The sequence below is a fragment of the Streptomyces sp. NPDC014882 genome, from assembly GCF_043081325.1.
In the GTDB taxonomy this organism is placed as follows: Bacteria; Actinomycetota; Actinomycetes; order Streptomycetales; family Streptomycetaceae; genus Streptomyces.
In genome coordinates this window covers 596533-609222 of sequence record NZ_JBIBWL010000003.1, presented here as the reverse complement: position 1 = coordinate 609222, position 12690 = coordinate 596533, and the positions used below count along the sequence as shown (strand labels likewise).

The window sequence follows — 12690 nt, the reverse complement described above, 5'->3', positions numbered from 1 at the left end:
GGGAGAGGCGCCGACCGCGGGCAGCCGGCTCGGGGAGGAGCCGGCTGCGTTCCCGCCCCGATGCCTCGTAGTCTCTGTCGGCCCGCACAGCCGTCGGGCAGTTCACGAAGAGGTTGATCATGCAGCAGCGAAGAGCAGTCGGCAGGTGGAGAGGTGCGGCCCGGGTGTTGGTACCACTCGGGTCGACCCTCCTGGTGGGGACCACCGTGTACACCCTCGCGAACTACGGGATGGTCAGGGTCATGGGCGACTCGATGAGACCCACGTACCGCCAGGGCGATCGGCTGTTCATCGAGCGGATCGACGCGGGCGAAATACGCCGGGGCGATGTGCTGCTCGTCGAGGCGCCCGAACACACTCGGCTCGGACCAGTGCTGGGGCGGGTGATCGGGATGGGGGACGATCACGTGGCGGGTGAGGGGAACCGGGTCTCGGTGAACGGGAAGCCGGTCGACGAGCCGTACGTGACGGACGGCGAAGAGAACCTGATGGTCGATCCGTACGACGTGACGGTGCCTGAGGGACGCCTGTTCCTGCTGGGCGACCATCGGGACAACTCCAACGACTCGCGTTTCCACCTCGGCGAGCAGTCGGGCAGTGTCGCCGCCTCTGGAGTACGGGGACGAGTGCTGGAGGACTCCACCGTGCCGGCGGTGTCGGCGGCACTGGGGGGCCTCGGGATCGTGCTGACCCTGGCCGGTGTCGGAGGCTACGTGGCCGGCCGGCGTGCCCGACAGCCGCTCCCGCCCGCGGCGCCCTGGTCCGCGGTCTGAGCCGAAGCCCTGGGCCCGCAGGCCGCCTCGCCGTGCCCCGCCCGTGCCCGATCGAGCGGGAGACCACGGGGCACCGGGCGGTCACAGGGAGCGGGCACGCAAACAACCCCTGACCGTTTCACCAGGTCAGAGGCCGTTTTCTCTGCTCTCGGAGCGGAGGCGGTGAGATTCGAACTCACGGTGACATCGCTGCCACGACGGTTTTCAAGACCGTTCCCTTAGGCCGCTCGGGCACGCCTCCCCGCGTCGGCCTCGGCCGGACGACGCGGGGACAAGAGTAACGGGTGGCCGTGGGCGTGTGGCGCCCCGTGGGGACGCCGGTGCTCAGCTGTCGCCCTTGCGGGAGCCGAGGACGAGGTCGACGGTGCGGGTCTTGCCGTCGCGCTCGTAGGTGATCGTGACCTTGTCGCCCGGCTTGTGGGTCCAGATCTCACCGATGAGGGTCGGGCCGCTGTCGATCACCCTGTCGTCGAGCTTGGTGATCACGTCGCCGGGCTTGAGGCCGGCCTTGGCCGCGGGACCGCCCGCCTCGACGGCGGCGGCGCCGCCCGCGCCCTGGTCGGTGATCTTCGCGCCGCCCGTGGACTCCTCCAGGGAGACGGAGGCGCCGATCTTGGCGTACACCGGCTGCCCGTCCTTGATGAGTTCCTGGGCGACGTACTTGGCCTGGTTGATCGGGATGGCGAAGCCGAGGCCGATCGAGCCGGACTGGGTGGTGCCGCCCAGGCCGCCGCTGCCGGTGGACTGGATCGCGGAGTTGATGCCGATCACGTTGCCCTGGGCGTCGAGCAGGGGGCCGCCGGAGTTGCCCGGGTTGATGGAGGCGTCCGTCTGGAGGGCGCTCATGTAGGAGGAGGAGCTGCCGGTGCCGTCGGAGGAGGCCACGGGGCGGTTCTTCGCGCTGATGATGCCGGTCGTGACCGTGTTGGACAGGCCGAAGGGCGCGCCGATGGCGATCGTCGAGTCGCCGACGGCGACCTTGTCGGAGTCGCCGAGGGTGAGCGGCTTGAGGTCGGAGGGGGCGTTCTTCAGCTTGATGACCGCCACGTCGTAGCCCTGGGCGTGGCCGACGACCTCGGCGTCGTACTTCTTTCCGCTCGGGAAGGTGGCGGTCACCTTGCCGCCGTCGACCGCGTCGGCGACGACGTGGTTGTTGGTGACGATGTGGCCCTGGGTGTCGAAGACGAAGCCAGTTCCGGTGCCGCCCTCGCCGTCGCTGGACTCCGCCTGGATGGTGACCGTGGAGGGCAGGGCCTTGGCGGCGACGCCGGCGACGGTGCCCGGGTCGCGCTTGACGGAGCCGCCGCTGTCGGAGGCGGAGACGGTGGTCGATCCGGTGTCGTCGTTCTTGGCGAGGGTGTAGCCGAGGCCGCCGCCGAGACCGCCCGCGACGAGGGCGGCGACCAGGACGGCGGCGGCGAGTCCGCCGCGGCCGCGGCGGGCCTTGGGCGGGGCGGGCGGCTGGTGGGCGGCGCCCCATACGGCGGGGCCGGCTCCGGGACCGCCGGGGTCTCCGGGGCCGCCGGGATGTGTCGAGTGCGCGCCGAAGCCGTCGTCGGCGTAGGCCGGGGCGGGCGGCTGCGGGGGCGGCCAGGCGGCGTCCGCCGGGGCGGCCGAGCCGGGGGCGGTGGGCGGCGGCCAGTCGCCCTCGGGGGCGCCGCCCCGCGGGGCGTGGGGCGCGGCCGGCGGGGGCGTCGTCGGCAGCGGGGTGGTGGGCGCGCCGGTGTCGGGGGCGGCCTGCTGGAGGGAGGCCGTGGGAGACTCCACCGGCACGGGAGGTGCGGACGGGGCCGGGGGAACCGGGGTGCCCTCGTTGGTGCCCTCGTTCTCGGTGCTCACAGCTCTTCTCCTCGGTCCACGGCTGTTTTTCTCGGTCGCACTCGGTCACGCTCGCTCACGCTTGTCGTCGACCCGGCGCGCTGCAGCTGTGCATGTGCTTGTGCAGATGTCAGCTTTTCCCACGGGCCGTCAGAGCACCATAAGCGGTGCCTGTGGGTCCGCGACCATTCTTTATATGGTGCATGTTGCTGCATAAACAGCACATCATTGGAACATCTCATCGGGTTCTCACAGGGTTCTCAGACGGTCGCCCGCCGACGTCCTCGATCCCGCCCGCCGGACGCGTACCCCGCACCGGTGGCACCATGACGCGGTGACCCACGCACGGCAGCAGCAAGGCATCCAGGTCGTCGCCCACCGCGGGGCCTCCGAGGACGCCCCCGAACACACCCTGGCCGCGTACCGCAAGGCGATCGAGGACGGCGCGGACGCCCTCGAGTGCGACGTGCGGCTGACCGCGGACGGCCACCTCGTCTGCGTCCACGACCGCCGCGTCAACCGTACGTCCAACGGCCGCGGCGCGGTCTCCCAGCTGGAGCTCGCGGACCTGGCGGCCCTGGACTTCGGCTCCTGGAAGACGCGGGCGGCGCGGGAGGCCTGGAACACGCGCGACGAGGAGCCCGACTGGGAGGTGCGGCCGGAGGACCGGGACGCCACTTCCGTCCTCACCCTGGAACGGCTGCTGGAACTGGTCGCCGACGCGGGCCGCCGGGTGGAGCTGGCCGTCGAGACCAAACACCCGACGCGCTGGGCGGGGCAGGTGGAGGAGCGGCTGCTGGTGCTCCTGAAGCGGTTCGGCCTGGACGCCCCCGCCACGGCCGACGCCTCCCCGGTGCGGGTGATGAGCTTCTCGGCGCGTTCGCTGCATCGCGTGCGTGCCGCTTCGCCGACGCTGCCCACGGTGTACCTGATGCAGTTCGTCTCGCCCCGGCTGCGTGACGGCAGACTGCCGGCGGGCGTGCGGATCGCGGGACCCTCGATGCGGATCGTGCGCGGTCATCCCGCCTACGTGGAGCGGCTGAAGCGGGCCGGCCACCAGGTGCACGTGTGGACGGTGAACGAACCGGAGGACGTGGACCTCTGCGTCCGGCTGGGCGTCGACGCCATCATCACGAACCGTCCGCGCGGCGTGCTGGACCGACTGGGCCGCTGACCGGGCCGCTGACCGGGCCGCCGAGCGCTCCGTTCCCCCGGACGGCACCCGCGCCGCTCCCGTAGGAAGAAACAGAAAGTCCCGGAAGCCCCACCGGCCCCGTCCGCGCCCCTTGACCACGAGCACCGCCTGAACCATCCTCACTTCTCAGCCATACTGAAGAAATCCAGCCACACGACGACCTTCTGCTCACCAGGAGTGCTCCGGCGCATTCGCTTCGTGTTCGACCGTTGCGAGTGCGTCACGGGACGGGGATTGGCCGGTTTCCGGTACAGGCCAAGGGGGCATCCACACCGTGGCGTGGGGCGAAGGAGGTCTCGGGGGTGGCGTTGGTGGTGGCACAAGAGGTGCCCACGTCGTCGAGCATGGCCGTACCCCATGGCCCTGCGGGCGTGGGTGAGGCGAGACACCGCATGCGCGATCAGCTGCGTACGGGCGGGGTCTCGGAGGCGGTCATCGACGATGCCGTACTGATCCTTTCCGAACTTCTGAGCAACGCGTGCAAACACGGCCGTCCGCTGGGCGACGCCCTGGCCGGGGACGGCGACGTGCGGGCCGCATGGCGGGTGGACCCCGCCGGCCGGCTGGTCGTCGAGGTGACCGACGGCGGCGGGCCGACCCGCCCGGCCCCGGCGACCCCCTCCGTCACGGCCCACGGCGGGCGCGGACTCAACATCATCACGGCGCTGGCCGACGACTGGGGCGTCCGGGACGACGCCCGCGGCGAGGTCACGGTGTGGGTCGTCGTCCACGCGGACGTGTACGACCCCGACGCGGGCTGCCGCCGGGACGACTTCGCCTCCCGGATCGGGGCGCCACCGGTGGCCTCGATACCGGGCCTGGACTTCGCGGACGCCTTCGACGACCTCGACTAGGGATTGTCCGGCGGGTCGAGTCGGAGGAGAGCGGCGTGCCTCGGGGCCCGGGGGAGCGGTGGCCGGTGCGTTCGGCTGCGAGGCGGCGGAGGGCGCCGGCGCGATGAGGGGTGCCCCCGCGCGAGCGCAGTCGAGCGTGGGGAGTCGGAAGCCGACGAGAACGTCTCCGGGGGCGATCCCCTCGGGGGAGGGCGTGTCGGCCTCCGCGTCTCCGGCACGGCCCGCCGGTCAGGCCCTCGGGCGAGGCGGACAGCGGAGGGGCGCCGCCGGCCGTCCACAGGTCCGGTCGTCGTCCACAGGGTCCGGTGGCCGCCGGTGCGAACGGCTAGGCTCGCGCCAGTACCAGACGAGCCGTACCCGGGAGACACCCAGATGGCCAAGAAGCGACCTCAGACGAAGGCCACGCGGCCGCAGCTCACCGAGGGAGAGATCCCGGTCGTCGGCGCGCGGGAGCCCTGCCCCTGCGGCAGCGGCCGCCGCTACAAGGCCTGCCACGGCCGGGCCGCCGCCCACGCCGTGACCGAGCTGGTCCAGCGCCCCTTCGAGGGCCTGCCGGGCGAGGGCGACTGGGTGGCGCTGCGCGAACTGGTCCCGGCCGCCACGGTCGAACTGCCCCTGAAGGACGGCCTGCCCGAGGGCGTCCCCTCGGTCACGCTCGCCACGGTGCTGCCGATGGCCTGGCCGGCCCTGCGCCGCGACGACGGCTCGGTCCTCCTCGGACTGCAGAACGACACCCCCTCCGGCGACATCAGCCGTGACCTCGCCGACACCCTCCTGCGGGCGCTGGCCGCGGAACCGGGCACGCCCGTGCAGGCCAGGCGCGCGCCGGCCGACGGTCCGCGGATGCAGGATCTGCTCGACCCGGAAGGCGTCTTCGAGCCAGTTGTGCACAGCGGGTTCGAGTTCTGGGTCCCGGACCCGGAGAACGCCGCGCCGGAGGTGGCCGCCTCCCTGGAGCGGGCCAACGCGGCGGCGATCCCGACCGTGAAGCTGACCGGCGTCGACGCCGCGTACTGGTGCGAGACCCCGGAGAAGAACCACCTGCGCTGGGTCATGCCGCATCCGGAGGAGCAGCTTCTGGACGCGCTCGCGCGACTGCACGCGGCGGGTCGGTCGAGCCTGGGCGAGGGCACCCGGCTGGTGGGCTCCTTCCGGGCGCACGGCCTGACCGTGCCCGTCTGGGACCTGCCGAGCGGGGTCTCGGCCGCGGACGTGGAGAAGCCGGCCACCGAGTTCGCCGAGCGGCTCGCCACCGCGCTGGCCTCGGACGCCCCCCTGACGACCGACGAGCGCCGCGCGCGCGGAGGCCTGACCAACCGGCAGGTGACGCTGAGCTGACGCCCGGACACGTTGCGGTGCGGCGCGTCGGCCGGTCCGGCGCGCCGGACCGGACCAGTGGCGTGACTCCGCTCACAACTCCCTTTCACGCAAGGCGAGTCGACGCCATAAGCGCCGATCTGCCGGTGTCCGGAAAGCCGATGAAAACATGAGATCGAATTTGCCTGGAGCCGATCTCTTGTTACCGTTCCAACAGCCCGGTTGCTGGTGCATCCCCCGTCGCCAGCAACCGGGTCTTTCCATGCCCGGCCCCTCCCGGCCCCGCCACCTGGCACGGCGCTCAGCGCCGGGCCCGCCCGGCATGGTCCCTCAACTGCTTTCGCCCCCACCGGAGTTGCTGCCGGAACGCAACAGCAGCGGCCCCGCACCGGCGACCCGCGCGAACTCCGCCACCGCGGTGTACTCCGCGGGCCCGCCCCGGCTTCGTCCACGGGGTGTCTCACAGGTGCCCGGCTCGTCGTCGGCACCCAGCGCGCACCGCGTCTGCACCGTGCGCCCGCCGGGCCCCAGGAAGCTCAGGGCGGCCTCCAGGGCGCTGCCGGTGGTGTTGCGGTAGTAGGTGCGCGCCCAGGTGTCCCCGCCCCGGGCGAGCACGCAGGTCTGCGCCTCGACGCCCTCGGGGGAGGTGACCTCGGGACCGCAGCGGGCCGCGGCGGCCGTCCCGAGGCCGAGCAGCAGGGGCGTGCGGGAGGGTTCGGCGGGGAGCGCCCCGGCGTCCGCACCGGGGCCGGCCGGCCGCCGGCCGACGCGGTGGTCGTCCGCACCGGGGGCCGCGGCCCGCCGCTCCGCCGGACGGGGTCCGTCACCCGTCGGCCCCGCGGACGCCATCGCCAGGGGCAGGGCGATCACGCACACCACGGCGCCCCCGAGGCCGAGCGGACGGAGCCATCGGGGGCCCGGGGGCGGTCCCCCGGAATGTCGCTGCATGGTGCGGAAGATAACGAGCGAAGGCGGGCATCCCGTCCGGTGGGCGCCCGACATCCTCACAACTCGGGCGCGCTCACACCCGTACGGGTGAGGGCGTCGACGACGGCGTCCACGACGGCCTCCACGTCGGGCACCCAGGGCGAGGCCGAACCGGACAGCGGCGCGCGCTCCCAGCGGACGTCCCCCAGGCCCGTCCGCGAGGGGGGCAGGGCGAGGTAGCCGCCCTCGCCGTGGAAGCGCAGCGAGCCGGGGACGAAGTCCTTGGCGTACAGCAGCTCGCCCAACTGCTCCATGGAGTAAGGCCGTACGAGGATCGACCAGCGGGTGTCCGAGGCGACCACCGGACCGAGGCGCATGCCCTGCCGGTCGAGCGCGACGAGCGCGCGGGAGGCCGCGAGGGCGGGCAGGCTGACCGCGCAGGGCGCCTTCCCGCCGGTGGCCAGGACGATCGGCGCCGTCGGGCGGTTGGCCCACCACCAGCGGATCATGCGCGCGTCGGTGGTGGCCGTCAGAAGGCCGGGGTCGAAGGGATGGGCGCCGGGCACCGAGCATTCCGGGTCGGGGCAGCCGCACCGGGAGGTCCCCCGCGGGTCCGCCGTCACGCCCGGGAGGACGGGCCACTGCCATTCCGTCGCGAAGGTGAGGGCCGCGTCGATCAGTTCAGGCCTCCCGCCGCCGCGCCGGGACAGGAGCCTGCGTCGCCTTCCGAGGATCTCGCGCATGAGCGCTCGTTCCTTTCCGTTGCACCGCTGGCAACACCGTGGGTCACATCACGCCATGTGTCGATCTCTTCACTGTGCGTACCTGTTGGCGCATCACACCCCTGTCCGAGACAAGGGAAACCCCTGAGGGGTCATGCACTGGCCGTGCTTGCGCGGCCACTCCGTCCCCTACTGCGCCCATCTCGATCATGGGCCTGGCGTGGGGTGGCGAAGTCTGGCGTTTTGCCGTCCGCGTATTTCTCTCCGCCTCCACCACGGGAGGATGGGGCACGGTCGTCGGTGGCTAGGACGCCGGGGCGGGTCACCGGGTTCCGAGTGGCTCCCGACGACCCCTGGTCCTCACCGAGTACGTACCCATCACGACCGCTGTGACGCTCCGCGGAGCAAACCCAGTCGACCGCAGACACCCGTTGCCTGATGCAGTTTTCAGCCAACTTCGCCATTACGCAAGGGAGCCGGACGAAGCGTGACCGACGAACCCTCCGACCCCGCGGACACCAGCGATCCCAGCAGGACAATGCTGGACATCCCCTCACGAGTGCGTGTACATGTGGAGGCACCGCCGGCGGCGCAGAACGACATGGGGGTTTGCGATGCTTCTGAGCAATACGCACCGGTCCGAGAGCCGGACGCCATGAACGCCCCCCACCCCTCGAAAGTGGCCGGAATCGATTCAACGGTTCCCTCGCCCGCCCACACTGTCGCACCCGCACCAGCCGCCCCACCGGTTCCGCCGGCTGCGGGAGCGCTCCTCCAGGACCGGCTGGCCGGCTGGGTCTCCGACCTCACGACACTCCACGAACTCACCGAACGCCTGGCCCGTACGGCCACGCTGCCCGACGCCCTCCAGGAGGTGCTGCGGGCCGGATCCGCCCTGGTGGGCGCCCGGCGCGGGCTCGTCGTCCTGGAACCCGCCGACGGCCTCGGCCCCGACACCACGATCGGCCTCGGCCTCGGCCGCGCCGACCTCGGCCACATCGAGACCGTGCCGCGCAGTTCCCTGTCGTACGGCCGCATCCTCGACGGTCTGCCCGGCGGCGAGGGCGGGATCGCCCAGCCCGACCTGCTCTCCGAGGACGGCCTCGACCCCCGGCACCGCGAGGTGGCCGCACGCCTCGGCTACGCCGCCAGCTACGCCCTGCCCCTGACCGCGGGGGAGGGCGCCGACCGGCTGGGCGCGGCCGTCTGGCTCTACGACGAGCCCGCCGAGCCGGCCGAACGCCGGCGCCACCTGGTCGGGCTGTACGTGCGCCACGCCGCCGAGCACCTCGCACGCCTCCTCGAACTCGAGCGCACGCGCGCGTGCATGACGACGATGACGGAGGAGCTGCTGCCCTCCCGGCTGCCGCGGGTGGCCGGCGTCCAGCTCGCCGCCCGGCACCGCACCGGTCCGCGGGGCGGCGGCGACTGGTACGACGCGCTGCCGCTGCCCGACGCGGCACTGGGCCTGGCCGTCGGCTCCGTCTCCGGCTCCGGGCCGAGCGCGGTGGCCGCGATGGGCCGGCTGCGCGCCTCCCTGCGGGCGTACGCCGTGATGGAGGGCGAGGACCCCGTCGCCGTCCTGTCCGACCTGGAGCTGCTGCTGCGGCTGACCGAGCCCGCGCGGTCGGCCACCGCGCTGTTCGCCTACTGCGAGCCCGCGCTGCGCAGGATCACCCTGGCCGGCGCCGGGCACTGCCCGCCGCTGCTGGTGGGCGCGCGGCGCACCGAGTTCGTCGAGACGTCCGTGTCCGCGCCGCTGGGCATGCTGGCCTGCTGGGAGGCGCCGAGCGTGGAGCTGGAGGCCGAGGCCGGGGAGACGGTGCTGCTCTACACCGACGGCCTGCTGCACCGTACCGGCGACCCCGTCGACCGTGCCTTCGCCCGGCTGCACGCGGCCGCGGCCGGGGTCCCGCGGCCGATCCGCCACGACCCGGGCGCGGTCGCCGACCACGTGCTGCGGACGGTGCTGCCCGAGGGGCTGGACACGGCCGACGGCGCGGAGGACGTCGTCCTGCTCGCGGCGCGCTTCGAGTGAGGACGGGAGCGGGGCGTCCGGCCCGTCCCGTCGCCGGAACGGTAAGAGGTCATTCGCCCCTGGGCCCCCTTCCGTACGACCGTACGATGGAGGGGGTCCAGTGCCGTATCGAGGAGGATGACCGTGGCGGAAGAGCTCCCGGAGACCCCGGAGACCGCTGAAGAAGAGCCGATCAAGGTGCGCAAGAACGGCCTGTACCCGGGCGTGTCCGACGAGCTGGCCGAGAACATGAAGTCCGGCTGGGCCGACACGGAGCTGCGTGACCTGGAGCCGATCGCCCAGGCCGCCGAGACCGCCGCCCGCCGCGCCGCGCTCTCCGCGCGCTTCCCGGGCGAGCGCCTGGTGATCCCCGCCGGCAACCTGAAGACCCGCTCGAACGACACGGAGTACGCCTTCCGCGCCTCGGTCGAGTACGCCTACCTCACCGGCAACCAGACCGAGGACGGCGTACTGGTCCTGGAGCCCCGGGGCGAGGGCCACACCGAGACGATCTACCTCCTGCCCCGCTCCGACCGTGAGAACGGCGAGTTCTGGCTCTCCGGCCAGGGCGAGCTGTGGGTCGGCCGCCGGCACTCCCTCTCCGAGGCCGAGAAGCTGTACGGCATCCCCGCCGCCGACGTGCGCGAGCTGCCCGCCCTGCTGCGCGAGGCCACCGGCCCGGTGCGGGTCGTGCGCGGCCACGACGCCGGCATCGAGGCCGCGCTGACCGACAAGGTCACCGCCGAGCGCGACGAGGAACTGCGCGTCTTCCTCTCCGAGGCCCGCCTGGTCAAGGACGAGTTCGAGATCGGCGAGCTGCAGAAGGCCGTCGACTCGACGGTCCGCGGCTTCGAGGACGTCGTGAGGGTCCTCGACAAGGCCGAGGCGACGAGCGAGCGCTACATCGAGGGCACGTTCTTCCTCCGCGCGCGCGTGGAGGGCAACGACATCGGCTACGGCACCATCGCCGCCGCCGGCCCGCACGCCTGCACGCTGCACTGGGTGCGCAACGACGGGCCCGTGCGCTCCGGCGACCTGCTCCTGCTGGACGCGGGCGTGGAGACGCACACGTACTACACCGCCGACGTCACGCGGACGCTGCCGGTCAACGGCCGCTTCAGCGAGATCCAGAGGAAGATCTACGACGCCGTGTACGACGCCCAGGAGGCCGGCATCGCGGCCGTGCGGCCCGGCGGCAAGTACCGCGACTTCCACGACGCCGCGCAGCGCGTGCTGGCCGAGCGGCTCGTCGAGTGGGGTCTGGTCGAGGGGCCCGTGGAGCGGGTGCTGGAGCTGGGCCTGCAGCGCCGCTGGACGCTGCACGGCACCGGTCACATGCTCGGCATGGACGTCCACGACTGCGCCGCCGCGCGCGTGGAGTCGTACGTCGACGGGACGCTGGAGCCGGGCATGGTGCTGACGGTCGAGCCCGGGCTGTACTTCCAGGCCGACGACCTGACCGTGCCCGAGGAGTACCGCGGCATCGGCGTCCGGATCGAGGACGACATCCTGGTCACCCGGGACGGGAACCGCAACCTGTCCGACGGCCTGCCGCGGCGGTCCGCCGAGGTCGAGGCGTGGATGGCCGCGCTCAAGGGCTGACAGCGGGCCGACGGCCGGGCACCGGCGCGGTGCCCGGCCGTCGCCGTGTCCGCCTCACACGCACGTGCACGCACCTGGGGGAGGGCTTCGTGGACGACTCCTGGCCGGGGTCCGGTGTCGACCTGCACCTGGAGACCGACGGCGGCGAGGGGCGGCGGGCCGGGCTGGAACGGGCGCTGCGGGACGCCGTGCGGGGCGGGCGGCTCGCCCCGGGCACCCGGCTGCCGGCCACCCGGCGGCTCGCGGCCGAGGCCGGCATCTCGCGCAACACCGTCAAGGCCGCGTACGACCAGCTCGTCGCCGAGGGCTACCTGACCGCACGCCAGGGCTCGGGCACCCGGGTCGCCGCGCTGCCCTCCGCCGCCGCCGACCCGCCGGCCGCCGACCCGCGCGCGCGTGAGCCCCGCTTCGACCTGCGGCCCGGCAGCCCCGACGTCGGCGCCTTCCCGGCGGCAGCCTGGCTGCGCGCCCTGCGCCGGGCGATCGCCACGGCCCCCTCCCCGGCCTACGACTACGGCGATCCGCGCGGCCGGGCAGAGCTGCGGACGGCGCTGTCGGGGTACCTGGGACGGGCGCGCGGGGTGATCGCGCCGCCGGAACGGATCGTGATCACTTCCGGGTACGTACAGGGGCTCGCGCTGCTCACGCGCGCGCTGGAGGGTGCCCCGGTGGGCATGGAGGACCCCGGGCTGCCGTTCCACCGGGAGGTCGTACGGCGCAACGGCGGGCACGTGGTGCCGGTGCCGGTCGACGAGCGGGGGGTGCGCACACGGGAGCTGGGCGACCTCGGGGCGGTGGTCGTCACGCCCGCGCACCAGTACCCGACCGGTGTGACACTGCATCCGGAGCGGCGGCGGGCCCTGACGGACTGGGCACGCGCGCGCGGCGCGCTGATCGTCGAGGACGACTACGACGGCGAGTTCCGCTACGACCGGCAGCCCGTCGGCGCCCTCCAGGGAATGGCACCGGAGCGGGTGGCCTACCTCGGCACCGCCTCGAAGACCCTCGGGCCGGCGCTGCGGCTGGGCTGGATGGTGCTGCCGCCGCACCTCGTCGACACCGTCGCCGACGCCAAGCTGCACAGCGACCACCACACCGAGACCATCGGCCAGCTGGCCCTCGCCGAACTGATCTCCGGCCACGTCTACGACCGTCACGTGCGCGCGTGCCGGCTGCGCTACCGGCGCCGCAGGGACCTGCTCCTCGACCGGCTGGGAGCACACAGGAGCGTGCGCGGGATCGCGGCCGGCCTGCACGCGCTGGTCGAGGTCCGCGACGAGGCGGAGGTACGGGGACGGGCGGAGGCCGAGGGCCTCGCGGTCGGCCTGCTCGGCGACCACTGGCACGCGCGCGAGGACGCCGGGGGGCGGCCGCAGGGACTGGTGGTGGGGTACGGGACACCGCGGGAGGGGGCCTATCCGGAGGCGCTGGACGTGCTGGTGAAGGTGCTGGAAGGGGCCTGAAC

The 12690-nt window shown here is 73.4% G+C and carries 10 protein-coding genes and 1 tRNA gene; 7 read left to right on the top strand and 4 right to left on the bottom strand.

Annotated features, from left to right (window positions below):
• Positions 1-164: 164 nt before the first annotated feature.
• Positions 165-773, top strand: coding sequence for a signal peptidase I (lepB, locus tag ACF09K_RS10680; RefSeq protein WP_392242281.1), 609 nt, complete (start codon positions 165-167; stop codon positions 771-773).
• A 154-nt stretch (positions 774-927) separates the two neighbouring features.
• Here lepB and ACF09K_RS10675 read toward each other — a convergent pair.
• Both ACF09K_RS10675 and ACF09K_RS10670 read right to left on the bottom strand, forming a co-directional pair.
• A tRNA-Ser gene (locus ACF09K_RS10675) sits at positions 928-1014 on the bottom strand.
• Positions 1015-1097: 83 nt separating this feature from the next.
• Positions 1098-2612, bottom strand: a complete 1515-nt coding sequence (locus ACF09K_RS10670; RefSeq protein ID WP_392242280.1) for a S1C family serine protease — start codon at positions 2610-2612, stop codon at positions 1098-1100.
• A gap of 313 nt (positions 2613-2925) precedes the next feature.
• Between ACF09K_RS10670 and ACF09K_RS10665 the strand changes: the two genes are divergently transcribed.
• The 3 genes from ACF09K_RS10665 (at position 2926) to ACF09K_RS10655 (ending at position 5978) form a co-directional block, all read left to right on the top strand.
• Complete coding sequence (locus ACF09K_RS10665) at positions 2926-3765, top strand: glycerophosphodiester phosphodiesterase (protein WP_392242279.1); 840 nt, start codon at positions 2926-2928, stop codon at positions 3763-3765.
• A gap of 236 nt (positions 3766-4001) precedes the next feature.
• Positions 4002-4640, top strand: coding sequence for an ATP-binding protein (locus ACF09K_RS10660; protein WP_392242459.1), 639 nt, complete (start codon positions 4002-4004; stop codon positions 4638-4640).
• A gap of 372 nt (positions 4641-5012) precedes the next feature.
• Complete coding sequence (locus ACF09K_RS10655; protein ID WP_392242277.1) at positions 5013-5978, top strand: DUF5926 family protein; 966 nt, start codon at positions 5013-5015, stop codon at positions 5976-5978.
• A gap of 309 nt (positions 5979-6287) precedes the next feature.
• On the opposite strand, the gene ACF09K_RS10650 is transcribed toward ACF09K_RS10655, so the two are convergent.
• Together ACF09K_RS10650 and ACF09K_RS10645 are read right to left on the bottom strand one after the other, a co-directional pair.
• Positions 6288-6905 carry a hypothetical protein gene (locus ACF09K_RS10650; RefSeq protein ID WP_392242275.1) on the bottom strand — a complete coding sequence of 206 codons (618 nt, stop codon included), beginning with the start codon at positions 6903-6905 and terminating at the stop codon, positions 6288-6290.
• Between the two features lie 56 nt (positions 6906-6961).
• A complete protein-coding gene (locus ACF09K_RS10645; protein ID WP_392242273.1) occupies positions 6962-7627 on the bottom strand; it encodes a bifunctional DNA primase/polymerase in 666 nt (221 codons plus the stop codon).
• A 517-nt stretch (positions 7628-8144) separates the two neighbouring features.
• Between ACF09K_RS10645 and ACF09K_RS10640 the strand changes: the two genes are divergently transcribed.
• The 3 genes from ACF09K_RS10640 to ACF09K_RS10630 all read left to right on the top strand — a co-directional run bounded on the left by ACF09K_RS10640 (position 8145) and on the right by ACF09K_RS10630 (position 12688).
• Positions 8145-9644, top strand: coding sequence for a PP2C family protein-serine/threonine phosphatase (locus tag ACF09K_RS10640; protein WP_392242457.1), 1500 nt, complete (start codon positions 8145-8147; stop codon positions 9642-9644).
• A 117-nt stretch (positions 9645-9761) separates the two neighbouring features.
• Entirely contained in the window at positions 9762-11225 is a 1464-nt protein-coding gene (locus ACF09K_RS10635) for an aminopeptidase P family protein (protein WP_392242272.1), read from the top strand.
• Between the two features lie 89 nt (positions 11226-11314).
• Complete coding sequence (locus tag ACF09K_RS10630) at positions 11315-12688, top strand: PLP-dependent aminotransferase family protein (RefSeq protein ID WP_392242270.1); 1374 nt, start codon at positions 11315-11317, stop codon at positions 12686-12688.
• Positions 12689-12690 lie beyond the last annotated feature (2 nt).

Coding starts and splice junctions, on each gene's coding strand:
- ACF09K_RS10645 (WP_392242273.1), bottom strand. CDS start 7,627: ATGCGCGAGATCCTCGGAAGGCGACGCAGGCTCCTGTCCCGGCGCGGC.
- ACF09K_RS10640 (WP_392242457.1), top strand. CDS start 8,145: ATGCTGGACATCCCCTCACGAGTGCGTGTACATGTGGAGGCACCGCCG.
- ACF09K_RS10635 (WP_392242272.1), top strand. CDS start 9,762: ATGACCGTGGCGGAAGAGCTCCCGGAGACCCCGGAGACCGCTGAAGAA.
- ACF09K_RS10655 (WP_392242277.1), top strand. CDS start 5,013: ATGGCCAAGAAGCGACCTCAGACGAAGGCCACGCGGCCGCAGCTCACC.
- ACF09K_RS10650 (WP_392242275.1), bottom strand. CDS start 6,905: ATGCAGCGACATTCCGGGGGACCGCCCCCGGGCCCCCGATGGCTCCGT.